Origin of the sequence: Streptomyces noursei (assembly GCF_001646665.1) — a bacterium.
Taxonomy (GTDB): domain Bacteria; phylum Actinomycetota; class Actinomycetes; order Streptomycetales; family Streptomycetaceae; genus Streptomyces; species Streptomyces lavendulocolor.
In genome coordinates this window covers 48,619-73,006 of record NZ_LWBU01000169.1, presented here as the reverse complement: position 1 = coordinate 73,006, position 24,388 = coordinate 48,619, and the positions used below count along the sequence as shown (strand labels likewise).

21 protein-coding genes are annotated in these 24,388 nt (G+C 70.0%); 6 read left to right on the top strand and 15 right to left on the bottom strand.

Going from position 1 to position 24,388, the window contains the following annotated elements:
• Positions 1-105: 105 nt before the first annotated feature.
• The 4 genes from A4V12_RS14030 to A4V12_RS14015 all read left to right on the top strand — a co-directional run bounded on the left by A4V12_RS14030 (position 106) and on the right by A4V12_RS14015 (position 3,494).
• Positions 106-558, top strand: coding sequence for an SseB family protein (locus A4V12_RS14030; protein WP_064069663.1), 453 nt, complete (start codon positions 106-108; stop codon positions 556-558).
• A 52-nt stretch (positions 559-610) separates the two neighbouring features.
• The gene (locus tag A4V12_RS14025) at positions 611-1,006 is read left to right on the top strand and encodes a hypothetical protein (RefSeq protein WP_159028869.1); all 396 of its coding nucleotides are present in this window, start codon (positions 611-613) and stop codon (positions 1,004-1,006) included.
• Between the two features lie 140 nt (positions 1,007-1,146).
• Positions 1,147-2,139 carry a pirin family protein gene (locus A4V12_RS14020; protein WP_064069661.1) on the top strand — a complete coding sequence of 331 codons (993 nt, stop codon included), beginning with the start codon at positions 1,147-1,149 and terminating at the stop codon, positions 2,137-2,139.
• 317 nt (positions 2,140-2,456) lie between these two features.
• Entirely contained in the window at positions 2,457-3,494 is a 1,038-nt protein-coding gene (locus A4V12_RS14015; RefSeq protein ID WP_064069660.1) for an AI-2E family transporter, read from the top strand.
• A 93-nt stretch (positions 3,495-3,587) separates the two neighbouring features.
• Here A4V12_RS14015 and A4V12_RS14010 read toward each other — a convergent pair whose 3' ends face one another.
• Positions 3,588-5,702 carry a SpoIIE family protein phosphatase gene (locus tag A4V12_RS14010; protein WP_064069659.1) on the bottom strand — a complete coding sequence of 705 codons (2,115 nt, stop codon included), beginning with the start codon at positions 5,700-5,702 and terminating at the stop codon, positions 3,588-3,590.
• A 122-nt stretch (positions 5,703-5,824) separates the two neighbouring features.
• Between A4V12_RS14010 and aspS the strand changes: the two genes are divergently transcribed.
• A complete protein-coding gene (gene aspS, locus A4V12_RS14005; RefSeq protein ID WP_064069658.1) occupies positions 5,825-7,645 on the top strand; it encodes an aspartate--tRNA ligase in 1,821 nt (606 codons plus the stop codon).
• A gap of 101 nt (positions 7,646-7,746) precedes the next feature.
• On the opposite strand, the gene A4V12_RS14000 is transcribed toward aspS, so the two are convergent.
• From A4V12_RS14000 to A4V12_RS13960, 9 genes are all read right to left on the bottom strand, one after another.
• Positions 7,747-8,676, bottom strand: a complete 930-nt coding sequence (locus A4V12_RS14000) for a hypothetical protein (protein WP_064069657.1) — start codon at positions 8,674-8,676, stop codon at positions 7,747-7,749.
• Complete coding sequence (locus A4V12_RS13995; protein WP_064069656.1) at positions 8,673-9,254, bottom strand: DUF6932 family protein; 582 nt, start codon at positions 9,252-9,254, stop codon at positions 8,673-8,675. Before A4V12_RS13995 ends, A4V12_RS14000 begins: the two co-directional genes overlap by 4 nt.
• Positions 9,255-9,357: 103 nt before the next feature.
• Positions 9,358-10,218 (bottom strand): hypothetical protein, encoded by an 861-nt coding sequence (locus tag A4V12_RS13990; RefSeq protein WP_064069655.1) that lies wholly within the window; start codon positions 10,216-10,218, stop codon positions 9,358-9,360.
• Positions 10,219-10,488: 270 nt separating this feature from the next.
• Positions 10,489-10,923, bottom strand: coding sequence for an ATP-binding protein (locus A4V12_RS13985; RefSeq protein ID WP_064069654.1), 435 nt, complete (start codon positions 10,921-10,923; stop codon positions 10,489-10,491).
• A 308-nt stretch (positions 10,924-11,231) separates the two neighbouring features.
• Entirely contained in the window at positions 11,232-11,564 is a 333-nt protein-coding gene (locus A4V12_RS13980) for a hypothetical protein (protein ID WP_064069653.1), read from the bottom strand.
• Positions 11,554-16,248, bottom strand: a complete 4,695-nt coding sequence (locus tag A4V12_RS13975) for a putative T7SS-secreted protein (protein WP_064069652.1) — start codon at positions 16,246-16,248, stop codon at positions 11,554-11,556. The genes A4V12_RS13980 and A4V12_RS13975 overlap by 11 nt, the downstream gene beginning before the upstream one ends.
• Positions 16,249-16,893, bottom strand: coding sequence for a hypothetical protein (locus tag A4V12_RS13970; protein WP_064069651.1), 645 nt, complete (start codon positions 16,891-16,893; stop codon positions 16,249-16,251). It abuts the gene before it with no gap.
• Positions 16,890-17,384 (bottom strand): SseB family protein, encoded by a 495-nt coding sequence (locus A4V12_RS13965; RefSeq protein WP_107415406.1) that lies wholly within the window; start codon positions 17,382-17,384, stop codon positions 16,890-16,892. The genes A4V12_RS13970 and A4V12_RS13965 overlap by 4 nt, the downstream gene beginning before the upstream one ends.
• Before the next feature lie 102 nt (positions 17,385-17,486).
• A complete protein-coding gene (locus A4V12_RS13960; RefSeq protein WP_064069650.1) occupies positions 17,487-18,587 on the bottom strand; it encodes an alkene reductase in 1,101 nt (366 codons plus the stop codon).
• A gap of 65 nt (positions 18,588-18,652) precedes the next feature.
• Here A4V12_RS13960 and A4V12_RS13955 point away from each other — a divergent pair, with 65 nt between their 5' ends.
• Positions 18,653-19,018 carry a MerR family transcriptional regulator gene (locus A4V12_RS13955; protein ID WP_064069649.1) on the top strand — a complete coding sequence of 122 codons (366 nt, stop codon included), beginning with the start codon at positions 18,653-18,655 and terminating at the stop codon, positions 19,016-19,018.
• A 257-nt stretch (positions 19,019-19,275) separates the two neighbouring features.
• Here the strand turns inward: A4V12_RS13955 and A4V12_RS13950 are convergent, their stop codons facing one another.
• The 5 genes from A4V12_RS13950 to metG all read right to left on the bottom strand — a co-directional run bounded on the left by A4V12_RS13950 (position 19,276) and on the right by metG (position 24,331).
• Positions 19,276-20,442 carry a serine hydrolase domain-containing protein gene (locus A4V12_RS13950; protein ID WP_064069648.1) on the bottom strand — a complete coding sequence of 389 codons (1,167 nt, stop codon included), beginning with the start codon at positions 20,440-20,442 and terminating at the stop codon, positions 19,276-19,278.
• Positions 20,443-21,011: 569 nt separating this feature from the next.
• The gene (locus A4V12_RS13945) at positions 21,012-21,341 is read right to left on the bottom strand and encodes a hypothetical protein (RefSeq protein ID WP_064069647.1); all 330 of its coding nucleotides are present in this window, start codon (positions 21,339-21,341) and stop codon (positions 21,012-21,014) included.
• A 252-nt stretch (positions 21,342-21,593) separates the two neighbouring features.
• Positions 21,594-21,884, bottom strand: coding sequence for a hypothetical protein (locus A4V12_RS13940; protein ID WP_064069646.1), 291 nt, complete (start codon positions 21,882-21,884; stop codon positions 21,594-21,596).
• 282 nt (positions 21,885-22,166) lie between these two features.
• A complete protein-coding gene (locus tag A4V12_RS13935; protein WP_064069645.1) occupies positions 22,167-22,583 on the bottom strand; it encodes a hypothetical protein in 417 nt (138 codons plus the stop codon).
• Between the two features lie 140 nt (positions 22,584-22,723).
• A complete protein-coding gene (gene metG, locus A4V12_RS13930) occupies positions 22,724-24,331 on the bottom strand; it encodes a methionine--tRNA ligase (protein WP_064069644.1) in 1,608 nt (535 codons plus the stop codon).
• Positions 24,332-24,388 lie beyond the last annotated feature (57 nt).

Here is a 24,388-nt window from a genome sequence, read left to right as displayed (position 1 = left end):
GACCAGGGGGCGGGCGGGGCCCGTCCGGCGGCCCGGCGGCGGGCCCGTGGCCGGATCTCCCGGGCGGGCGCCATGGGGGCCGCCCAACTCAGTACGCTTACCGGCATGTACGGCTACGACCAGAACCCGGGTGCCCAGCAGCAGTACGCCTCGCCCCAGCAGGGCTACGCGCAGCAGCCGCCGCTGTACCCCGAGCCGTCGCCGCCCTCGCTCGCCGACGCCGTGCGGGCCTTCACCACCGGTTCGCTGTCGGCCGAGGACTTCCAGCAGATCTTCGCGACCTCCAAGGTCTACTGCCCGCGCGGGGACAATCCCGGTTTCCTCGCGCTGCACAACACCCAGCAGCCGGTCATTCCCATGTTCACGTCGCTCAAGGAGCTGCGCCGGTACGCGGGCAAGGAGTCCAAGTACTTCGTGATCACCGGCGCCGAGGTGATCGACCTGCTGCCCACCGGGTACGGCTTCGTCCTCGACATGGAGGGCGACCACCGGATGGTGTTCGACGCGAAGGCCGTGGAGCAGATGGTCGACTTCGCCATGCGGCGGATGTACGGCTGATCCGCCGGCCGCGGCGCCCGCCGGCGCCGCCCCCACCAAGGAACGGTTTCCCGTGTTGTTGTTCGAATTCATTGCGCATTCCCTGTCGGACCTGGGCCTGCGCCTCTTCGGCGCGACCTTCGACAAGGTCCGCGCGGCCCGTCGCATGGCCGCCCACCGGCGCGGCGAGAAGGTCGCGCTGCGCTGCCTCCAGCGGGTGGCGGAGGAGGGGCCCGCCATGACGCGCGGGAAGCTCACCGTGTTCCGCGGCGCAGTGGAGCTGAGCCGCGCCGGGGCGGAGCCGCTGCGCCTGACGGCGCCGGCCGGCACCGCCGCCACGCCCTGCGAGGGCGGCTCCTCCCTGGTGTGCGACGCGCGGGGCGGGGGGCCGGTCGAGCTGTTGCTGCCGACCCGCGACGCGGCGCTGCTGGCGCTGATCACCGACACCATGGCGGGCGTCCGCGCCTGACGCGGTCGGGTGGTCGTCGTGCGGGCCGCCCCGGGTGGGCGGCCCGTCGGGGAATGGGAGGAGGAGAGGGGGCGTTCCCCTGGCAGGAAGTTCAGGATTCAACTAAAGTGGGATCACGCCGCCCCCGAGGAGGACCCGCCATGCCTGCCGTAACCGTCGAGAACCCGCTCACCCTGCCCCGCGTCGACGCCCCCACGGGCGCCGTACCGCGCCGGGTGCTCGCCGTCACCACCGCGCCCGGCGGCTTCGAGGGCGAGGGCTTCCCGGTGCGCCGCGCGTTCGCCGGGATCAACTACCGCCACCTCGACCCGTTCATCATGATGGACCAGATGGGCGAGGTGGAGTACGGGGTCGGCGAGGCCAAGGGCACGCCCTGGCACCCCCACCGCGGCTTCGAGACCGTCACGTACCTGATCGACGGAACCTTCGTCCACCAGGACAGCAACGGCGGCGGCGGCACCATCCGCAACGGCGACACCCAGTGGATGACCGCCGGGTCCGGCCTCCTGCACATCGAGGCCCCGCCGGAGCACCTCGTCGTGTCCGGCGGCCTCTTCCACGGCCTCCAGCTGTGGGTGAACCTCCCCGCCAAGGACAAGATGATGGACCCCCGCTACCAGGACATCCGCGGCGGCCAGGTCCAGCTCCTCACCTCCCCCGACGGCGGCGCACTGCTGCGCGTCATCGCCGGAGAGCTCGACGGGCACCAGGGCCCCGGCATCACCCACACCCCCATCACCATGATCCACGCGACCCTGCGCCCCGGCGCCGAGGTCACCCTCCCGTGGCGGCAGGACTTCAACGGCCTCGCGTACGTCCTCGCCGGGCGCGGCTCCGTCGGCACCGAACGCCGGCCCGTCCACCTCGGCCAGACGGCCGTCTTCGGCGACGGCGGCTCGCTCACCGTCCGCGCCGACGACAAGCAGGACGGCCACACGCCGGACCTGGAGATCATCCTCCTGGGCGGCCGGCCCATCCGGGAGCCCATGGCTCACTACGGGCCGTTCGTCATGAACAGCGAGGCCGAGCTGCGGCAGGCCTTCGAGGACTTCCAGGCCGGCCGCCTCGGCCGCGTCCCGGCCGTCCACGGCATGCAGGACGGCCAGGGCCCGGAGATCACCCCGGGCGCGTGACCCGAAGGGCGCCGGGCGGGACGGGGTGTGTGGTGCCTGCCGGGTGCGGGACGGGACGGGTGACTGGGCGGGTGCCGGGTGCCGGGCGGGTGACCGGGAGACCGCTGGCGCCCCACGCCCCGCCCCGGCGCGTCCGCCAGCACGGGCCGGCCGCCCGCCTGAGCCCCGACGGGCGCCGCCGTCCGCCTGAGCCCCCCGAGGCCGGCCGCCTGCCTGAGCCCCTCGGGGCCGGCCGTCCGCTTAAGCCGGCGGCCGGCCGTCCCCCGGGCGGGGGGTGTCCGGGGGCGGGGGTGCCGGGGGCGTGGTGCCGTTGAGGGGTGCACACGCTCCCCGAGCCCGTCCGGCGCGTCGCCGCCTGGTGCGTCGTCCTCCTGCTCCTCGCCGGTGTGGCGGCGGTCGGCGTATGGCTGTGCGTGACGCTGCGGACCGCCGTCACCCCCGTACTGCTCGCCCTGCTCGGGACCGCGCTGCTCCGGCCGCTGTACCGCAGGCTCCTCGCCATGAAGGTCCAGCGGTCCCTGGCCGCCGGGCTGACCTGCGCCGCAGTGGTCGCCGTCGTCGGCGGCGCCGGCTACATCGTGGCCGCCGCGCTCGTCGACACCGGCGACCAGATCGTCACCTCGCTGCGCCGCGCCGCCCTCGACCTCACCGAGCACTTCGGCGCCGCCGGGACCTCGCTGGACGACCTCGCCGGCAACGCCAGGGAACTGCTGGGCAAGTTCGGCGGTACGGCGGCGTCCGGCGTCATCAGCGGCCTCAGCGTCGTCGGCGAGGTGGCCGCCATGGCCGTCCTCGCCCTGCTGCTCGTCTTCTTCTTCCTGCGCGACTCCGGCCGCGCGATGGGCGCGCTGCGCTCCCTGGTGCCGAGGAGCGGCGCCGACCCGGTCGAGGCGATGGCCCGCCGCGCCTTCGAGGCCGTCGAGGGCTTCATGCGCGGCACCACGTTCATCGCGCTGATCGACGCCCTCCTCATCACGGTCGGCCTGCTGATCCTGCGCGTCCCGGGTGCCGCGGGGCTCGGTGCGCTCGTCTTCGTCGGCGCGTACATCCCGTACCTCGGCGCGTTCCTCTCCGGGGCGGTCGCGGTCCTCGTGGCGCTCGCCGACCGGGGCGCGGCCATCGCCCTGTGGACGGTCGGCGTCGTCCTCGCCGTACAGCTCATCGAAGGACACGTTTTGCAACCGGTGATCCAGAGCCGTACCGTCCAGATGCACCCGGCCGTCGTCATGATCACCATCACCGCGGGCGCGTCCGTCGCGGGGATCCTCGGCATGCTCCTCGCCGTCCCCCTCACCGCGGCCGCGTTCGGCGTCATCGGCGAACTGCGGAAGCTGTACGCCGCCGAGGGGCCGTAGCGCCCGCCCCGGCCGTCCCTGGGAAGCCACCCACCCGGGCCCCCGCCCCGGCCGGTCTCCGGGAAGCCACCCGTCAGGGCCTCCGCCCCGCCGTCAGGGCTGCCCGTCGCGCCCCTCGTGCAGCTCGAACCAGATCGACTTGCCCTCGCCGCGCGGGTCGACGCCCCACTCGTGCGCCAGCATCTCCATGAGGATCAGCCCGCGCCCCGACGACGCCATCTCCCCCGGCCGCCGCCGGTGCGGCAGCTCGTCGCTGGCGTCCGCCACCTCGACGCGCAGCCGCCGCTTGCCGTGGTCCCCGGTCGCCTCCGCCACCAGGAGCGCGTCGCCGTCCGTGTGCACCAGCACGTTGGTGACCATCTCGGACACCATCAGCACCGCCGAGTCGACCTGCTCCGGGTCCGCCCAGTCGTGCAGCAGCTCCCGCAGGTGCTGCCGGGCCGCCGCGATCCGCTCCGGCTCGGCCTGCGCGATCGTCATCGCGGTACGCCGGGCCGCGGCCGTCCGCGCCGGCGCACCCGTCCGCGACAGCAGCAGCACCGCGATGTCGTCCTCGCGCCGGTCGGCGAGCGGACCGATGGTGTGGTGCGAACCCGGCCCGTGCACCGCCTGCACCAGGCTGTCGGCCAGCGCCTCCAGCGACTCGCCCTCCGGGTCGTGCCGCTCCAGCAGCGTGCGGATCCGCGCCCACCCGGTCTCCAGGTCGTGCCCGCCGGTCTCCAGCAGCCCGTCGGTGCAGACCATCAGCGTCTCGCCGGGCTCCAGGGTGAGCCGGGTCGTCGGGTAGTCCGTGTCGGGGACGATGCCCAGCGGCAGCCCGCCCGCCGTCGGCCGCAGCATCACCGTGCCGTCCGCCATCCGGATCGCCGGGTCGGGGTGGCCCGCCCGCGCGATGTCGAGCGTCCCCGTCGCCGGGTCCACCTCCAGGTACAGGCACGTCGCGAACCGCGCCGCCCCGTGGTCGCCCTCGGTACCGTCCGTGATGCCGTACAGGAAACGGGAGGCCCGGGACAGCACCGCGTCCGGGCGGTGGCCCTCCGACGCGTACGCGCGCAACGCGATCCGCAACTGGCCCATCAGCCCGGCCGCCCGCACGTCGTGCCCCTGCACGTCGCCGATCACCAGCGCGACCCGGCCTCCCCCGCGGCCTCCGGTACGGGAGGTGCCCCCGGGCAGCTGGATCACGTCGTACCAGTCGCCGCCGACCTGCAACCCGCCGCCGGTCGGCACGTACCGCGCGGCCACCTCCATGCCGGGGATGGCCGGGCCGAGCACCGGCATCATCGTGCGCTGGAGGCCCAGCGACAGCTCGCGCTCCGACTCGGCGACCCCGGCCCGCGCCAGCGCCTGCGCCAGCATCCGCGCGACCGTCGTCAGGACCGACCGCTCGTCCGGCGTGAACGACACCGGATAGGTGAACGCCGCCATCCAGGCGCCCATCGTGCGCCCCGCGACGATCAGCGGCAGGAAGGCCCACGACTCCCGGCCGAAACGTTGCGCCAGCGGCCAGGTCACCGGGAACCGGGCCCGGTACTCCTCCGGCGTCGGCAGGTAGATCGCCCGCCCGGTCCGCACCACCTCGGCCGCCGGGTAGTCGGTCTCCAGCGGCATGTCCGTGAACGGTCCGTCGTCGCCCGCCTCGTGCCCGTGGTGGCCGATGATCGTCAGCCGGTCGCCCGAGACGCCGAACACCGCGAGCCCGTCCGGCGAGAAACCCGGCATCGACAGCGAGGCCGCCACCCGCAGCACCTCGGCCGTCGACCGGGCCTCCGCCAGCGCCCGCCCCGCGTCCAGCAGGAACGCCTCCCGCGACCGCCGCCAGTCACCTGTCACCGGAGTACGCGCCGCCGTGCCGGGCTGCGGCTCGGCGACCTCCTGCAACGTGCCGACCAGTTGGTAGTCGGTGCCCTCGACGAACGGCTTCGACCGGCTGCGTACGGTACGGATCACCCGGCCGTTCTCGTCCATGATCCGCAGCCGGGCCTCGGCGAGGGTGCCCTCCGCCACGGCGAGGTTGACGACCCCGTCGATCTCGTTCCAGTCCACCGGGTGGAAACGGGACCGCACGGCCGCCTCCGTCAGCTCCACCGGCTCGGCGGGCAGCCCGAGCAGCCGGGCCGCCTCCGCGTCGAGGGTGACGATCCCGGAGGCGTTGTCCCAGCGCCACAGACCGGTCGCGATGGCGGCCAGGACGTCCTCGGTACGCATTGCCCCACTCTAAGAAGACGACCGGACCGGCCGCCACCGAGCTGTGCCCCGGCGATCTTGGCGAGCCCGGTAACCTTGACGGGTCGAGCCAAACCCTCTCCCCGAAGACTGGATGAACGACGATGCATCGGTACAGGTCCCACACCTGCGGCGAGCTCCGCGCCTCTGACGTCGGCACCGACGTCCGGCTCAGCGGCTGGCTGCACAATCGGCGCGACCTGGGCGGCATCCTCTTCATCGATCTGCGCGACCACTACGGCATCACGCAGCTCGTCGCCCGTCCCGGCACCGCCGCGTACGAGGCACTCGACAAGCAGACCAAGGAGTCGGTCGTCCGCATCGACGGCAAGGTCGTCTCGCGCGGGGCCGAGAACATCAACAGCGAGCTTCCCACCGGCGAGGTCGAGGTCGAGGTCGCCGAGGTCGAGGTCCTGGGCGCCTCCGCCCCGCTGCCGTTCACGATCAACACCGACGACGGCGTCAACGAGGAGCGGCGCCTGGAGTACCGCTTCCTCGACCTGCGCCGCGAGCGCATGCACCGCAACATCATGCTGCGCTCGGCCGTGATCGCCGCCATCCGCTCCAAGATGGTGGCCCTCGGCTTCAACGAGATGGCGACCCCGATCCTCACCGCGACCTCCCCCGAGGGCGCCCGTGACTTCGTCGTCCCCTCCCGCCTCAACCCGGGCAAGTTCTACGCGCTGCCGCAGGCCCCGCAGCAGTTCAAGCAGCTGCTGATGATCTCCGGCTTCGACCGCTACTTCCAGATCGCGCCCTGCTTCCGCGACGAGGACGCCCGCGCCGACCGCTCGCCGGGCGAGTTCTACCAGCTCGACGTCGAGATGAGCTTCGTCGAGCAGGAGGACGTCTTCCAGCCGATCGAGAAGCTGATGACGGAGCTGTTCGAGGAGTTCGGCGGCGGCCGCCACGTCACCTCCCCGTTCCCGCGGATCCCGTTCCGCGAGTCGATGCTCAAGTACGGCAACGACAAGCCGGACCTCCGCACCGACCTGGAACTCGTCGACATCACCGACGTCTTCGCGAACTCTGAGTTCAAGGCCTTCGCCGGCAAGCACGTCCGCGCCCTGGCGGTGCCGGACACCGGCGACCAGCCGCGCAAGTTCTTCGACGGCCTCGGCGACTACGCCGTCTCCCTCGGCGCCAAGGGCCTGGCCTGGGTCCGCGTCGGCGAGGGCAACGCGCTGACCGGCCCGATCGCCAAGTTCCTCACCGAGGAGAACGTCAAGGTCCTCACCGAGCGCCTCGGCCTGGAGCCCGGCCACGCCGTGTTCTTCGGCGCGGGCGAGTTCGACGAGGTCTCCAAGATCATGGGCCCGGTCCGGGTCGAGGCCGCCAAGCGCGCCGGCCGCTTCGAGGAGAACGTCTTCCGCTTCGCCTGGATCGTCGACTTCCCGATGTACGAGAAGGACGAGGAGACCGGGAAGATCGACTTCTCGCACAACCCCTTCTCGATGCCGCAGGGCGGCCTGGAGGCCCTGGAGACCCAGGACCCGCTGGACGTCCTCGGCTGGCAGTACGACATCGTCTGCAACGGCATCGAGCTGTCGTCGGGCGCCATCCGGAACCACGAGCCCGACATCATGTTCAAGGCCTTCGAGATCGCCGGCTACTCCCGCGAGACCGTCGAGACCGAGTTCGCCGGCATGCTCCGCGCCTTCCAGTACGGCGCCCCGCCGCACGGCGGCATCGCCCCGGGCGTCGACCGCATCGTCATGCTCCTCGCCGACGAGCCCAACATCCGCGAGACGATCGCCTTCCCGCTCAACGGCAACGCCCAGGACCTGATGATGGGCGCCCCGACCGAGCTGGAGGAGGCCCGCCTCAAGGAGCTGAACATCGCGCTCCGCAAGCCGGTCGCGAAGGACAAGCCCTCCGACGCCCGCCCGGTGACGGACGCGGTGCACCCGGACGCGGCGCGGTAGGCACGCGCACGAGCCACCGAAAGGCCCGGGATCCACGGATCCCGGGCCTTTCCGGTTCTCTGCCCGCGGGCGTGGTCCGGCCCACCTGCGCGGCGGGTCCCCTATCCGTCGACGCGCAGCGCGGTCTGCTCCGACGCGCGGCCGAGATACGTGAAATCGGTCGACCGGGTGATGCCCACGGCATCCAGCCGTTGCCGGAAGCGAACGCGGAAGTGGACGTTGTCCCCGAGCACCGGGCGCATGCGGACCAGCTCCTCCGGATCCTCGAAACGGACGTCGTAGGCGTGCGCGTTCTTGGCTGCCCCGGCTTTCACCTTCACCCAGCCGCTTTCACGGAGCTCCGTGATGCGCCCGGAGATCGTGATCTCCTGATCCCGGTCGTGCGTCTGCCGGAGACGCTCCACATAGTGCCGGCCGCGCTCGGACAGTTTCGCCCGGCGTGTTCCACCGTCGGCGTCGTACCAGGTCAGACCCAGGTCGAGCCGGTACTTGCCGAGGGCCCGGGACAGCGAGTCGACGGCATCGAAGAGCCGGGCCCACTCACGGACGTCGCTCTCGTTCTCAAGGGCTCGCAGGAGTGCGGTGAGTGCGCCCATGCCCGTGCTCGCCGCCGATGCGGTGCGTGCGTCGAACGTGCCGGGCGGGCCGGCGGCGGGGTTGGTGACCGGCCGGGCATGGATGACCGTACTGCCCGAGGAGATGCCGGTGACTTCCAGTTGCACCGGTGTGCCGGCGGCCGTCGAGACAGCGGCTTCGACCGGGTGGAGGAGGGCGTGCCCCCACTGGAAGCGCAGGGCACCGCCGTCGGTGTCGGGGCCGGTCAGACGGATTCGGAGTTCCTCGTCGAGGCGGGCGTGCGGGCTGTACTCGCGTACCGCCGCGAGGCGGCTCGACCGGTGATCCGCCTCGATCTCGTCTTCGTCCCTGTCCTCCGTGCCCAGCGTCTCCAGAAGGCGCGCCGTAGCGCTTTTCGCGGCCGGGTCGTCGCCCAGGGCTGCGCGCCTGCGGTCGCGCCAGCTGTCGCCGGTCACAGTCGCACCTCCAGGTACCCGCGTGCCGGGGCGGCACTGCGTTCGGACGGCGATCGGTCCTCCTGGTCGGGCAGTCGGCAGCGCTGCCACCAGTCGTCCCACACACCTCTTTCCGTGAAGTATGTCCGCTCTTCGGGTGTGAAGCGTTCCGGCTCGAAGACATGGGCAACACGTCGGTACCCGATACGGACGGGGGAGACACCGTACTTCTCCCGCATCCTGTCGCGGCTCTGGAAGGCGGTGGTCAGCCATTTGGAGCCGGGATGCCCGCGGACGGAACGCTCCGCGTCGGTGTCGATCAGCAGGGTCGTATCGATGTTGCGCGGGTCGAGCTTCGTGCTGACGAAACTGCCGCCCAGCCATACCCGGTGGATGAGGGGGATGCCGTTCAGCAGGCCTTCATAGGTGTCCTCCAGCGCGAGGAAGACATCGAGATAGCTGATCAGCCCGTCCCAAAGTGTCCGGCGCGTCGGGGAGTCCCGGAACTGTGGCGCGCTGACCAGCATCGATTCCGCGTCGCCGAGCGCGACCGAGTGACGGCCCAGGGGCAGGAATCCGTTGACGGCGAAGGTGGGCACATGCGGTCCTGTCGTGTGCGGGAGAACGGCTTCGGCGTGGTCGGGAGAGGCAGTACGCGTGACTCACCCGGTGTGGCCCTGGCGGCGGGATCCTTCGGGCGAATCACCGTTCCGCGGAGCAGAGGCCGCAGGTACCCGGCTCCGGGCCGCGGAAGGCGCGGTCGCAGGTGTCGCAGTTCTGGAGCGGATGCCTGACCGCCGCGGGCGTGTCCGGTGTACGGAAGGCGGGCAGGGGCGGGAGCTGGGCGGCGAGGCGGTGGGCCAGCAGGGCTGCCGGGCGATGCAGCGGCTCCGGTGGCAGGCCGGTGGTCAGCGCCCGCTGGACGGCCTCGGGCGTGAGGTCCCGCTCCAGCCACGCGGCGACGCCCGGGACCAGGTGGTCGGCGTCCGTGGCGGAGAGCAGCAGCCGGGGATCCTCGCGGCGCAGACCGGAAAGCACCCCGAGGGCGGTCTGGAGGAGGTCGGGCGCGGGGTACGCGGGCTGCGGTACGGCGGGCAGCGCGCGGCGGCGGGCCGGCTGGTCGGTGCCGCGCCGGGGCCGGGGCTTCGGCTCCTCCGCGGCGCCGGTCCGGCCGGGCTGGTTGCAGGACACCGTGCGGGTGACCATGAGGCCCCCGTCGGTGCGTACACGCGTGCGCCGCAGATAGCCGTGGGCCTCCAGCTCGCGCAGGGCGCCCGCGATCCGGATCCTTCCCTCGGGGAAGCGGTCGGCCAGGGTCTCGATGTCGACTTGGGCCCCGGCGGGGAGCGACTGGATGTGGACGGCCAGGCCGATCGCCACGAGCGACAGCTCGGCGTGCTGGGCGAGGTGGTTGCCGATCACCGTGAAGCGGGTGGTGTGGCGGGAGTTGTCGTGGATGACGCCGCCGCGGCGCGTGGCCTTGCGGGCTCCCCGGGAGGGGTGGTTTTTCCCGTCGTTACGGGACTGGGCGCGCGGGCGCGCGCTAGTGTTCCGGTTATCCATCGGGAAGCGCTTCTTCCTTGATGGTCAGGCCCCCGCACTGGGATTAGCGGTCCCGGCGGGGGCCGACGTATGTCAGCGGTCATGTGGTGTGTCGCGCTGAGCGTAGATCAAGCAACCCTTCCCAAAGCCAGCCGAGTTGGTGTTTTTCACCCGCGTGAGTGAGCGGCTCGGTGAGGGGGAGGAGGGGTGGGGTTCGGTGCGGTTTCTTTCTCTCTCGTTGTTGCTTGGTAGACCGGTGGGCCCACCGAACTCCCGTTTCCCGTACGCCGGTCAGGACAGCAAAAGGTCGAGTTCCGCCCACACGGTCTTCTGCGGCGCGGGCCCGGCCCCGGCGCCCCAGCGGTCGGCGAGCGCCTCGACGAGGAGCAGCCCACGACCGGACTCCGCGTCGGGCGCCGACGATCGGCGGCGAGGGAGGTCGTCGGCCCGGGTGTCCGTCACCTCGACCCGTAGGACACCGCCGTCGCAGAGGAGCGTGAGCCGAAAGCTCCGGCCGGCCACCCGCCCGTGCGTGGCGGCGTTCGCCGCCAGCTCCGCGACGACCTGTGCGGCGGCCTCGGCCACGCGGTACGGCACCTCGTGCCGGGTCCTGAGCCACTCGACGGCCAGCAGCCGGGCGAGCCGCGCGCCGCGAGGCGTGGGGGACAGCAGGACGCGGAAGTGGTCGGAGCGGCAGGAGAGTTGAGCGACGCTGGTCTGATTCACAGGACTGAGCGTGGCCTTCCCCGTCCGTTTCGTACCAGAGTGGACCCGGCCCCCATAATCCGTACTCGACGAGGACGCCCCGCACGGGAAAAAGGGGCTGGACCTTGAGCCGTATTCCGTCGGTCAACTGTCGCCGGGCGAGACGGGCGGCCACCTGCCTTCGCCCCCTTTGGTAACGATGCCGCCAATACCAACCACTGCTCGTCCGTGAAAACATTCGCATAACTGTGACCATTCACAGCTCAAAATCCACCTTAGATACCCTAGCGCGCCACGGGACGCTCGTGGGACGTCAAGGCGGATGTCGGTTAGCCGTGCGCTACCGAGCTCAAGACATCCCGCCTGGATAGCGTTGCCGCGCCAACCCCGGTCAGCGTGACCTTACCGGAGTGAACGGTATCCAGCTGGTCGACCTGCTTGCCGTACCACTCGATGGAAGAAAGCCGGAGTTTGGCCGCCACAGTGTCGGCGTCGCCTGTGGCCCCCCCGGGGTGCTGGAACAGCATGCCCAGCCGGGCCGTTCCCTCGATACACCGAACCACACACACGGCGATGTCGTCGTTCCCACCGACGTGACCTGGTTTCAGGGACTCGATCGTTTCGATGGTGAGAGTCGCCTTCTCATCCGAATTATCCAGCACGTCGGTGCGCCTCCTCGACGAAGCGGGCGATCTGCTCCGCGGTAAGTTTGGGTACGTCGTATTCAAGAATGGGATCGATGTCACCGTTGCCAATCTTACGTGGCACGTGTATCCCCATCCCGGCCAAAATGTCCCGTGCTACCGAAGAAGGCACCTGTACTGATGCGCGGGACGACAGCTCCGCCGGACTCAGCTCCACCGGCCATTCGGCTTCGCGAGCAATGTACCCGGGGTGGACTGGTACTCCCTCCAGCGCTGCCCGTGTATAAACCTCGACGATCGCATCCCCGAATCTTTCTGCCTGAGTCGCGAACACGGTGGCGACACCCGGGTCTGACGACGTCGGTGTGATGCCGTGCCGCTGTACCCCCGGACTTCCCTCGAACCCTCTGGTTGTCCCACGGAAAAGGTGCTCAGGGCACGGTGACAACCCAGTTGGGTCAGAAACGGTATGCGGATTGACAACATACGTTGATGGGTTCGGCGCCGGAATGAGACCAAGTGGGTCCTTCGTGAAGTAACGGGCCGTCTCCGGGTCATAGTGCCGAAAGAAGTTGTAGTGCAGCCCCGTTTCCGGGTCGAAGTACTGGCCCGGGAAGCGAAGTGGTGTGTAGGCCGTGCTGGAGGATGCCCAGGCAGTGGTGCCCCACAGGGTGCTGCGGGTGTGCCAGGCGAGGGCGCCCGACTCGTCGACGAGTTCCCTCGGGGTGCCGATCAGGTCGGTGACGATGGCGAAGAAGCGTTCGTCGACCGTGTCCTGCGCAGCGTCCGCGGCACCAAGGCGTTCTGTCTGGGTCAGCGGGTGCAGGCCGTCGTGGTCCCAGGTGAGGGTGACGGGGCTGGGGAGCGTGTCGCCGGAGGTGGTCTGCTCGCAGAGGGTCGCACCGTCCCAGGTGAAGAGGACTTGCTCCGCCACGGATGCACCGTCCGCCGCCAGACGTTGCTTCGCGATGCGGCGGCCGAGCGCGTCGTAGAGGTAGCGCCACACCGTGCCGTCCGGGGTGATCACGGACACCAGCCGGTCCTCCGCGTCCCACGCGTAGCGCCAGGTCTCCGGCTTGCGGGAGAGGCGGGTCTTCTGGCGGACCAGGACTCGGCCTTGGGCGTCGTGTTCGTAGCGGACGTTGCCCGCGCGGGTGATGCGGGTTCCCGTGTAGGCACGGGGGCCAGTGGCCTCGTGGCCGGGGTGGGAGGTGGGCCAGGTGGCCTCCGTCTGGTTGCCGGCGGCGTCGTAGGCGTACCGCTCGGACCAGCCGTCCGCGTGGACGGTGGTGACGCGGCCGGTGACGTCGACGTCGAAGGTGCGGTCTCCGGCGAGCTGGTCCTCGAGGCCGATCAGGTTGCCGTCCGGGCGGTAGGTGTACGTGCGGTGCTGGACCGTGCGGCCGAGGCCCCTGACCTGCTGGTCCGTGAGGCGGCCGAGGGCGTCGAACTCGTGCAGGAGACTGACCGTGTCACCGATGTGCCGGGCCCGTTCTCGGCCCGCGGCGTCGTGCTCGAACGTCAGCGTCCGGCCGCCCGTCACCAGTTCGGTGCGACGGCCCGCTGCATCGTACGACCAGGTGCTGGCCGCACCGGTCGGGGTCGTGCGGCCGGTACGGCGACCGAGGGCGTCGTAGGTGAACGACATCGAGGCGCCGTTGACCGTCTCCGACCTCAGACGGCCGTGGCGGTCGCGGATTCGTTCCAGCCTTGCGCCCGGGCTCGTCGCCACCGCCAGTTCGTCGAAGACGTCGTACTCGTAGGTGCTGACCGCCCCTTCGGCGTCCTTGCGGACGATCCGGCCGAGGGCGTCGTGATCGAACCGGACCGTCTGCCCCAGGCCGTTCGTGCGGGAGGTCAGTCGGCCTGCCGGATCATGCGCGTAGGTCAGGACGCGCCCGTCGAAGTCGGTTTCCGACAGGAGGCGTCCGGCGGCGTCGTACGTGTACGTCCAGGCCAGCCCCTGGGGGTTGAGCACTTGCGTCAGTCGCAGGTTCGCGTCGTGCCGGAACTCGTAGCGCACTCCGTCCGGGCCGGTACGGGCCGTCAGCAGGTCAAAGTCCGTGTACTCGAACCGCGTGACCCCGCCCATCGCGTCCGTGTGCGACAGGCAGTTGCCCTCGCCGTCGTACGTCCACGACTGCTCGGTGCCGTCCGGTTCGGTGCGCCGGGCCAGCTTGCCTTCGACGGTCCACCCCAGGCGGGTCACCGAGCCCAGCGGGTCGGTGATGGTGACCGGGCGGCCGAAGGCGTCGCGCTCGTAGTGGACGGTCGCACCGAGTGGGTCGGTGATCGCGACGGGGAGGCCGGCGCGGTCGCAGCGCAGGGCGGTCGAGTGGCCGAGCGCGTCGGTGGTCGTCGTGAGGTGGCCGGTCGCGTCGTAGGTGAACGCGGTGGTGGCGCCCGTCGGGTCGGTGACCGACGTGGGGTTGCCCTTCTCGTCGTACGTCTGGCGCACCACCGTGCCGTCCGCGCCGCGCACCCGGACCGGCAGGCCCAGCGCGTTGTACTCGGCGGACATCTCGCGGCCGTCCGGTCTCACCACCGCGGTCGGCCGACCCGCCTCGTCGTAGGTGAAGCGGGTCACGTGGCCGAGGGGGTCCGTGCGGGAGAGGAGCCGATTGTGGTGGTCGTACTCGGAGCGGACGACCGCGCCCATAGGGTCGATCTCGCCGACGACCTGCAACCGTTCGTTGATGAGGAAGCGGGTGGTGTGGCCCAGGGCGTCGGTGACGGACGTCTGCCGCAGGCCGGTGTCCGCGTCCGTGTCGTCCCAGGTGAAGTGGGATTCGAGGTGGCCGTTGGACCCCGACTGGTAGACGCAGCGGTGCCGGTCGTCGTAGACGTAGTCGAAGTGGCTTCCGTTGGTGTCCGTCCACGACGTGATGCGGCCGTGCTCGTCGTAGCCGAAGGACAGCGGACGGCCCGACGAGTTGGTGACCTCGGTCAGATGACCGTCCGTGTAGCCGTAGCGGAGGATCTCCTGGTCGGTGCCGTCCGGGGCGGCGCCCGCCAGGTGGAGCACGGTGACACGGCCCTCGGCGGTGGTGAGCTTCAGGTGGTAGCCGCCGTGGTGCACGATCGAGGCCGGAGCGCCGGACTCGTCGTACTCGTAGGCGATCCAGCGGCCGTTGCGGTCGTCGAGCTGTGTCAGCAGTGCCAGGTCGGGGCCGTGTGAGGTGAAGTGCCAGACCCGGCCGGTGGCGGGGTCGGTGATCGTGTACGTGTCCCGGTCGCGGTCCAGCGGCCAGCGGCGGCCGTGGGTGGGCATGACCGGCACACCGGGTGCAGGGTGCGGGTAGGCGAGGAGGCTGCCGTCTTCGCAGAGGAAGACGACGCCCTCCGCGTTGATCTCCAGATGCTGGTCGACGGTGCTCGCCCATGTCGGCCCGAACCAGCGCCCGGTGCGGTAGGACGACTCGAAGGTGCGGGTGAACACCACGGGCAGTGAGCCCGGCAGGGTGATGTCCGTCTGCGGCAGGACCATCCGGCCCGTCGCCATGTCGACGGGGTCCCCGCAGAGCTTCTTGTCGCACCCCTCGCGGCTCGTGTCGTTCGGGTCGCCGTCGTGGGCTGCCTGTCCCTTGCCACCCCCGCCCTTCGCGTCGTCCACGCCCTTGCGTACCAGGGACTTGAGCCCACCGGCACCTTTGGTACCGACCGCCTCGGGGAGCATCCGGCCCAGGAACTCGTGCGGGTCCTCCTTGAATCCCTCCCACGCGTCCTTCAGCGCCCGGTCGGGATGGGCCACGCTGGACACGACTCCGGCCAGGGTCATGTTGACGTTCTCGTAGAACTCGGCCGGGTGCGTGATGTTGTACCCGTCGAGCGGGTTGAGCGAGCGGACGAAGTTGGTGAGCCCCACCGTGCCTTTCACGGCTCCGCCGACGAAGTGCATCGATTCGACGCCGTTGCCCAGGGCCAGGTCCATCAGGCCGAGCTTGGCGCGCTCCATGGCGGACTTCTCGGCGGGGGCGTGGGCGAGGGCCGCGGTGACGATCTGGTTGGCCCTCTCGGCGGCCTCGTTGCGCTGGCGGCGGGCGTTCTCCAGGATTTCCTGGGCCTGGTCGCGCTGGGCCTGGCCGGGGTCGGTGAACGGGCCGGGTTCGGGCAGCGGGGCGTCACTGGTGCGGGCCTTGTTGTAGGCGTCGACCTTCTTGTTGTGCGCGTCGACGGCCTTCTGGGACGTTTCGATGCCCTGCTTGAACAGGGCGACCGCCTCCTTGGCGATGCCCTGCGCCGCGGTCACCGTCGCGGCGTACGCGGTGAGCGCCGCCGCTGCGGCCTCGAAGGCGTCCGCCGCGTGCAGCCAGTCGGTGGGCAGGAGCTGGAACGTCTCACGGTAGGCGTCGGCGGCCTCACCCTTCCAGTGCGCGTCGTCCAGTCCCTTCATGCCGGCGCCGACCATGTTGAAGGCCGCGCTGAAGTCGCGCAGGTTCTTCGCACTGGCGGTGATCTTGGACGCCTGCCCGTGGATCAGCTCAGCGGGCTCCTCGCTCTGGCCGAGCTGCTTCTCACCGACCTCCGCCCCCAGAGCCGACGCCGCGCTGTCGCCCCAGTCGGTGACGGTGTCCGCGACACCCTCCGCACCGACGTGGTCCAGCACCTCCCCGAGGACATCGGTGCCCTTGTCGACGCCCACGCCGACGACCTTCTCGCCGGCCTCCCAGGCGTCCCCCAGCTTGCCGAGCCAGTCCGTCATCTACTCGTTCCCCCACACCGGTCGTTCGGCACGCTCGACCGCCTCCTGGGAGGGATCGAACCTCTCGCGCGCGTGCTCGTCCATGGCCTCGCGCATCGTCGGGTCGAGGACTCCGCCGTGCTCCAGCGAGTCCAGGGCGGCGTCCTCGAGGTCGTAGCCGGTGTCCTTCCACGTCTGCTCGACGCTTTGCTGGGCGGCAGCCATCGACCCCAGGCTGTAGTCCGGGTCGTCGTACATCGTCTGGGACTTGATCTCGTCCCAGCCCTTGGCCTTGACCTCGTCCTCGCTGAGGTGCGGATTGCCGTTCAGCCCGTTCACGGCGATCTTCAGGGTGTCCTTGACGTACTGCTCCTGCTCGTGGAAGGCCCCCGCCGACAGACCGATGGCCGCGGCGAAGTTGTTCCCGCGCTGCATGAGCGCCCGGACACCCCACTCCCAGCGCTCGCAGAACGTCTTGAACCCGGCGGCCAGCCCCGCGTGCCCCAACTCCAGCCCGGACAGCGACAGTTCCGAAAAGCCACGGCCGGCGGTCGCCTCGCCGATCATGCCGAGGTCCTTGAGCTCCCCGTGCGCCTTGTCGATGCCCGCGGCGATCAGCCGGAAACCGGCGTTGGACGCCGCGAGATCAGGATCCGTACCGCTCACCGCGTCCCCCCGAGCCCGACAGCCGCCGCGTCCGGCACGATGCCTTCGACCGGCGGGAACACCACCCCGTCCTCGCTGCCCGCGTCGAGTGCCACACCCGCCGGCACACCCAGCTTCGGCACCAGCACATCCAGCAGCCGTGCCCCCAGCACCGTCCGGTAGGTCCACTCGTGCCCGGCCTCACCACGGGCGTGCGCGAACCGTGCCAGAGCCTCCTGGTGCGAGAACGCGCAGATCCATCGGACCCCGCCGTGTTCGGCGGTCCAGAGGCTTCCGTACGGATCGATCGGCACCAGCACAGCGGTGCGCCGGAACTCGCCGAGCAGGGCGGCGAATTCACGCCGCCCTGCCGCCGGGTCGATGGCGGTGGAGAGGGGCGGCGTTACTTTCGGTACGGCGGGAACATCCGGTGCGCCGTCCAGGTCGGCCAGCCCCGAAGTCCGGTCGAGCTGCGGCTCATCCGTCCCGTACCCCTCCCCGTTCACGGTCATGGAGAGATCATCACATGGTGGGATTTTCGACTGCAATGACATACTCGGGAAACGGCTGAATGACGGACGGTCCGGGCCTGTCCGGGCGCGTCCTTCGCGCTCTTACGCGGCGAGCATGGGGTAGTCGGTGTAGCCGATCTCGCCGCCCGCGTACATCCAGCCCTCGTCCCGGAGCGGGTTGAGCGGGGCGCCGGTCCGCAGCCGGTCGACCAGGTCGGGGTTGGAGATGAAGGCCCGGCCGAGGGCGATCAGGTCGGCACCGGCGGCCAGCAGCCGTTCACCCGCCCGCCTGCCGCCGTCGGCGGGGAGCGGGCCGCCCCAGCCGAGCGCCGGATTGGCGATGAGCGTACCGGCCCAGGTCTTGCGGAGCTGCTGCCACAGTGGTTCTTCGGGATCGGCGAACACGGTGTGCAGGTAGGCGAGGCGGTCATCCGCCAGAGCTTCGAGGAGCGCAGGGTAGAGGGCCTGGGTTTCGCCCTCCTCGATGCCGTTGACGGTGTTCCCCGGGGATATCCGCAGGCCGACCCGGTCCGGACCGATCGCCGCGGCGACCGCCCCCACCACCTCCCGCACGAACCGGATCCGGCCGGCGACCGAACCGCCGTAGCCATCGGTGCGATGGTTGGTGTTCCGGGCCATGAACTGGTGCAGCAGGTGCCCGTTGGCCGCGTGCACCTCCACCCCGGCGAAGCCGGCGTCGACGGCGTTGCGGGCCGCGGTGGCGAAGTCGGCCACCGTGGACCGGATGTCGTCGGCGGACATCTCCCTGGGCACCACGGCGTCCTGGCGCCCGCTCGGGGTGTGGATGGACTCGGGGAGCGGCACGGGGGACGGCGCTACCGGCACCAGCCCGCTGGTGTCCGGGTGCCCGACCCGGCCGCCGTGCTGGAGCTGGAGGAACATCCGGCCGCCCGCTGCCCGCACCGCGTCGGTGACCTGCCTCCAGCCGGCCACCTGGGCGGCGCTGTGGATGCCGGGGATGTTGGGGTACGTCTGACCCACGGCGTTCGGCGTGGTCGCCTCGGCGATGATCAGACCGGCTGACGCGCGCTGCGCGTAGTACGCCGCCATGAGTGGCTGAGGCACCCCGTCGGCACCGGCACGGTTACGGGTCAACGGCGCCATGACCAGGCGGCTCGGCAATTCCAGAGGGCCGAGCCGGGAGGGCTGGAACAGGCGGGATTCCTGAGGCGTGTTCGTCATGCGGGTACCGTAGGAGTTGACATCAGTGTCAGGTTCAAGTCCTCTTCGCGGCAGCCGAGGTGAGTATGAGAATCGGTGAACTGTCCCGTCGCACCGGCGTCAGCGAGCGGTCGCTCCGCTACTACGAGACGCAGGGCCTCTTGACGGCCGACCGCACTCCGGGCGGCCAACGGATCTACGGCGACTGGGCCGTGGACCGCGTCATCCGCATCCAGGCGCTCTACGCGGCGGGCCTCCACAGCAAGAAGATCGCCCAGCTCCTCCCGTGCATGCGCGACACGGACGGCGGCCCCTCCGAGGTCGCCACGCCCCGCCTGGTCGCCGACCTCACCCGCGAACGCGCCCGCATCGACCGCCTGATCACCGACCTGGTCCGCTCGCGCGAGGTCCTGGACGAAGCGATCGCGACGGCGTCGGGTGCTCGCCCTTAGACACCGTTTCCATGTCCTCGAACACCGTCCGGTCGGTGATCCGACGGCGGTGACAGCCGAGCGGGTGGTCCGCTACGAACTCTCCCCGGGCCGACAGGCCTGCGGCGAACTGGTCCCGGAGGGGTTCGAGCAGGCAGGATGGCACTGCGGGCACGGCCCCCCTGCGTCATCACTGAGTGCACGCTCATCGTGTCCCGCTTCCTGGCGGGTCGCGCGCCGCGCACGAAGAGGCGTCAGCCGGGGCGACTGACGCCGCATCAGTCGCAGAGGGCTGCCATCTGCGCCTTCTCCAGCCCCTTGCTTTGCGGGACGGGCCGCTCATCCTTCAGTTCCGCGCCCAGGTCGTAGACATTGGCGGCGAGGACCAACTGTCGCTCACCGTCAGCGGTGTTGAGTGACACGCTGGTGAAGCCGGGTCCGGCGCCGTCGGTCTCCCAGACGCTGATCCGCTTGCTGTTCGGCTCCGAACCGCACGGCACGTCCATGCGCTGCACGCCGAGTCCGTACGCCGGCTTTCCGGGGAACTGCACCGTCGTCAGGAGTTCGCGCTGCTGGCCGGGGCGCAGCAGCTTGCCGGTGAACAGGGCCCGGTGGAAGCGGGCCAGGTCGTCGACCGTGGAGATCATGGCCCCGGCGGTCCAGTCGTACGACGGGCTGAACCGGGTCACATCGCGTCCCGCGAGGTCGTAACCGTGCAGATGAGGGCCGTGAATGGCCGGGTCGGTCACCGGGAAGGAGGTGTCCTTCAGGCCGAGCGGGACGAGAATCCGCCGCTGAATTTCGGAGGGCGCGCTGTGACGCGTGACTGCCTCGATCACCAGACCGGCGAGTAGGTAGTTGGTGTTGGAGTACGACCAGCCGCCGCCGGGCGCGAAGAGCGGCTTGTGCCGGACAGCGCGGGCGATCACTTCCCGAGGGGTGTAAACGTGGCCCCATTCTTGGCGCTCCAGGTAGGGGGCGAAGAACTCCGGCTCATCGGTGGGGTCGTATATGCCCGAGGTGTGGTTGAGCAGTTGCCGGATGGTGATGTCCTTGCCGGCGTTGCCGTTCCCCCTGACCACGCCGGGCAGCCACTTCTCCACGCTGTCGTCGAGCGAGAGCCGTCCTTCGCCCTCCAGCTGCAGCAGCACCGTCGACACGAATGACTTGGTGTTACTGGCGATCCGGAACCGCTGGTCCGGCCGTGCTCGCTCGCCGCTCGCCGTGTTTGCGAGCCCGGCCGCCATCCGTGACTCCCGCTTTCCGTGCCTGGCATACGCCACGACACCCGGGAATCCGTCCGCGACCGTCTGCTCGATGGCCGCCTTGAGGCCGGCGGGCGGCGGGGCCGACGCCCGCACCGCCGCGGCCGCCGGGAAGATCCCGGATACCGCCACCGCGCAAATCCCCGCCAACAGTGCTGCGGCCCCCGCACGTGCCTTCATCGATTGCTCCTGCTTCTGTTGCCTGTGCCGTTCCCGCCCCAGCGTGCCGGGCCGCCGCACCGGTCGCCCATCCGGCTGACGCCCGAGTTGATACGGAGGTTGTCCCCACCCCACACCGTCCTGCCCCTCGCAAAGTCCGTGCGTGGCGAGGTCCTGACCGACGTTGCCGAGACCCGGGCGGGCCAATCAGACCGCGTCATCCCGACGAACTGCAGAAAGGGGGCGAGCGTCGATGGCGTGCCTCCGTCGCGGCCACCGCCTTCTGCGCTTCACCAGCGCCTGCTCGGCCCTGCTTGGCGATCACGAGCAACGCCAGGTGTGCCCACCGTACGGGCAGCTCCGCGGAGCAGTCGGAGGACTGCATCCGGCCTACGCACCAAGTGCGTAGCTGCTCCGAGGTCTCCGAAGAGGTCGCGTGGCGGGCAGATCAGCCATCTGCTGCTCCAGGTCTCCGATCGAGTCACTGATCGGGGTGCGGCATCGTCGCTGATGTGCTGGTTTCCCGAAGTGGCTCATCGTCGTGCTTCAAGGGCCGCGTCCCTGCCAAGATCCATGCCGGTTGCCGTCGGTCAACCATGTGACACGGCGGTCAGAGTGTCCCGCCTGGACAGGGTCCCCGCCCCAGCGCCGGTCAACGTGACCCTTCCGGAGTGAACGGTGTCCAGTTGGTCGACCTTCCTGCCGTACCACTCGACGGAGGACAACTCGAGCTCGACCGCCACTGCCTCGGCGTTCCCGGTCACGTCGATGTGCCGGAACAACATGCCCGGCCGGGCTGTGCCCTTGATGCAGCGCACCACGCACACGACGATGTCGTCGTCAGTGCCGGCGTGGCCCGGCTGGACGGACTCGATGACTTCGATGCTGAGACTCGCCGTTTCATCCAGATTGTTCAGCACGTGCGCCTCCTGGACGAAGTGGTGGTCTGCTCCGCGGCGAGTGTGGGATCTCATGCTGGAGATGGGGGGTCCGGCTGCCGATCTTAAGAGGCCTCAGCCCGGCGCCGGATCGGCGATGAGCGCACTGGGCCAGGTCTTGCCGAGCCACCGCGTTCCGGGAGAGTCCTGTCGTCGCGTGTGCCCGAGCGCCTGCCGGGCTCGCTGCCGGCAGATGCCGCCTTGGAGAGCCCGACGGGAGCTGAGGAGCCAGGATCACTCAGAGGATCGACGTGGTGCCGCGCCCTTGTCCATCCGGAAGCCCAACCACTGACGGGCGGCGGCGGCAACTGGGACGAGCACGTTGTGCTGAACGGACGGCACGCGGAAATCCTGCTCGCGAACGAACGTCAAGAACGAGGCGGGGAGTTCAATCGCGTAGCTCGCCACATAGAAGGAGAGGTCCGTTCGCCAGACATGCAGCCCATCGGTGAGAAGGGATGAGCCCCCAGGCACCACGAATGAGCCGTTCACTACATCGCGTGTAATATCCATGATATCCAGCACCGGGTGTCCGGATCGTAGATATCCAGCTACCTGGTCCGCCGGGTATTGTTCGCCGGTCTCAAGATGGTCATGAATTGATGGAAAGGATGATGCGGAAGGTCCGGAGTTCATCTCTCGGAAAAAACCAACCGGCCTCATTTGTTGCCTCTCCATGGTAAGAAAGCCGCGCGCCAACAACCGTCTTGTGTGATGTGTGGGGTCTGCCCCGGGGAAGGGTCGACGAACGTCCGTGCCTCCCACGGCGCGTGGGCCCGTGTACGGTCACGGGGCTGAGGTCGGGCGTCAGTCCCTCCGGCGCTCGCCCTCTTGTGCATCGATCAGGTCGTGCAGGGTGCGCAGTATCGCGTTGAGATCTGCCAGGGCCCGAATGCAGAAGTCCTGGTCCTGCGTCGCCACTCTGACGCGCTCGTCAAAACCGGGAGAGGCGGCGGGGTTCTCGCTGCTGCCCAAGAGGCGGGACGGAGTCAGAAGCCAGTTCCGCCGTGACGTGTCAATTCGCCACTCCACCTGGGTGGGAGTTGTCCGGGTGGCCCGCTCGATGATCCGAAGCTTTTCCGGTCGTGGGTCCTCGAACCGCCAGCCGAGATAGGGAACTTGCTGATGGCCGTACAGCGGATGACGCTCACCGCTGACCCTGATCCACTGCAAGCGGCCCAGTCGGCTGAGCGGATCTGCAGCCAGACGAAAAAGGGTCGACATCGGATCAGGCCTTCCTGTTCTTCGAATGACCGTGGCGTTCTCGGTGGGCCTGGAACCGTGCTTGCGCCGGCGCCGTATGACAGGACCGCCGCCCTCCGGGGAGGGCGGCGGTCCTGGGCGTACGGGGCGCGGAAGAAGGGTCAGGCCTTCTTCGGCTCCTCGAGGCGCGGGAAGAGGACCGCGCCCTTGGTGACCGTGGTGCCGGTGGGGAGGAGGCCCCAGGTGGCGGCGGAGTCGACCGTCTGGGCGGCGAGCGGGCCCAGGGCGGGCTCGGCGCCGAGGGAGTCCCAGAGCTTCTGGGAGGTGTCCGGCATGATCGGGTTCAGCAGGACGGCGACCGCGCGGAGCGACTCGGCGGCGGTGTAGAGGATCGTCGCCAGGCGCGCGCGGCCCTCGTCGCTGTCGTCCTTGGCGACCTTCCAGGGCTCCTGCTCCGTGATGTAGCCGTTGACCTGCTTCACGAAGTCGAAGATCGCCAGGATGCCGCCCTGGAAGTCCAGCTCCTCGCCGATCTTCCGGTCGGCCTCGGCGACCGCCCTGGCCAGGCCGTCCCGGACCGCCTGCTCGGCGTCACCGGCGGCCGTGGCCTCCGGCAGGGCGCCCCCGAAGTACTTGCCGACCATCGCCGCGACGCGCGAGGCGAGGTTGCCGTAGTCGTTGGCCAGCTCGGAGGTGTAGCGCGCGGTGAAGTCCTCCCACGAGAACGAGCCGTCGCTGCCGAAGGCGATCGCCCGCAGGAAGTACCAGCGGTAGGCGTCCACGCCGAAGTGCGAGGTGAGGTCCTGCGGCTTGATGCCCGTCAGGTTCGACTTCGACATCTTCTCGCCGCCGACCATCAGCCACCCGTTGGCCGCGACCTTGCCCGGTACCGGCAGGCCCTGCGCCATCAGCATGGCCGGCCAGATCACCGCGTGGAAGCGCAGGATGTCCTTGCCGACCAGGTGGACGTTCGCCGGGAACGTCTCGTCGAACTTCGCCTGGTTCGAGCCGTAGCCGACGGCCGTCGCGTAGTTCAGCAGCGCGTCGACCCACACGTAGATGACGTGCTTGTCGTCCCACGGGATCGGGATGCCCCAGTCGAAGGTCGAGCGGGAGATCGAAAGGTCCTGAAGGCCCTGCTTGACGAAGTTCAGGACCTCGTTGCGGGCCGACTCGGGCTGGATGAAGTCCGGGTTCGCCTCGTAGAACTCCAGCAGCTTCGGGCCGTACTCGCTGAGCTTGAAGAAGTAGTTCTCCTCCTTGAGGATCTCCACCGGCTTCTTGTGGACGGGGCAGAGCTTGTTGCCCTGCTCGTCCTCGATCAGGTCGCCGGGGAGCTTGTACTCCTCGCAGCCCACGCAGTACGGGCCTTCGTACCCGCCCTTGTAGATCTCGCCCTTGTCGTACAGGTCCTGCACGAACTCCTGCACACGGTCCGTGTGCCGCTTCTCCGTCGTACGGATGAAGTCGTCGTTCGCGATCTCCAGGTGCTCCCAGAGGGGCTTCCACGCCTCCTCGACGAGCTTGTCGCACCACTCCTGCGGGGTGACCCCGTTCGCGTCGGCCGTGCGCATGATCTTCTGACCGTGCTCGTCCGTGCCGGTGAGGTACCACACCTTCTCGCCGCGCTGACGGTGCCAGCGGGTGAGCACGTCGCCTGCGACGGTCGTGTAGGCGTGGCCCAGGTGAGGAGCGTCGTTGACGTAGTAGATGGGGGTCGTGACGTAGAACGCCTTCGCCCCCTGCTTCTCGGATCCAGTGGCCGCCATGGTCGAAATCCTATCCGCCCCCGGAAGCTCCCCTCACCTTCGTTTCACGGGGGGAGA

What these genes read in the sequence shown, in the direction of transcription:
- A4V12_RS14030 (WP_064069663.1), top strand. Translation starts at nt 106, where the DNA reads ATGTACGGCTACGACCAGAACCCGGGTGCCCAGCAGCAGTACGCCTCG.
- A4V12_RS14020 (WP_064069661.1), top strand. Translation starts at nt 1,147, where the DNA reads ATGCCTGCCGTAACCGTCGAGAACCCGCTCACCCTGCCCCGCGTCGAC.
- A4V12_RS14010 (WP_064069659.1), bottom strand. Translation starts at nt 5,702, where the DNA reads ATGCGTACCGAGGACGTCCTGGCCGCCATCGCGACCGGTCTGTGGCGC.
- aspS (WP_064069658.1), top strand. Translation starts at nt 5,825, where the DNA reads ATGCATCGGTACAGGTCCCACACCTGCGGCGAGCTCCGCGCCTCTGAC.
- A4V12_RS13990 (WP_064069655.1), bottom strand. Translation starts at nt 10,218, where the DNA reads ATGGATAACCGGAACACTAGCGCGCGCCCGCGCGCCCAGTCCCGTAAC.
- A4V12_RS13975 (WP_064069652.1), bottom strand. Translation starts at nt 16,248, where the DNA reads ATGACGGACTGGCTCGGCAAGCTGGGGGACGCCTGGGAGGCCGGCGAG.
- A4V12_RS13965 (WP_107415406.1), bottom strand. Translation starts at nt 17,384, where the DNA reads ATGACCGTGAACGGGGAGGGGTACGGGACGGATGAGCCGCAGCTCGAC.
- A4V12_RS13960 (WP_064069650.1), bottom strand. Translation starts at nt 18,587, where the DNA reads ATGACGAACACGCCTCAGGAATCCCGCCTGTTCCAGCCCTCCCGGCTC.
- A4V12_RS13955 (WP_064069649.1), top strand. Translation starts at nt 18,653, where the DNA reads ATGAGAATCGGTGAACTGTCCCGTCGCACCGGCGTCAGCGAGCGGTCG.
- A4V12_RS13950 (WP_064069648.1), bottom strand. Translation starts at nt 20,442, where the DNA reads ATGAAGGCACGTGCGGGGGCCGCAGCACTGTTGGCGGGGATTTGCGCG.
- A4V12_RS13935 (WP_064069645.1), bottom strand. Translation starts at nt 22,583, where the DNA reads ATGTCGACCCTTTTTCGTCTGGCTGCAGATCCGCTCAGCCGACTGGGC.
- metG (WP_064069644.1), bottom strand. Translation starts at nt 24,331, where the DNA reads ATGGCGGCCACTGGATCCGAGAAGCAGGGGGCGAAGGCGTTCTACGTC.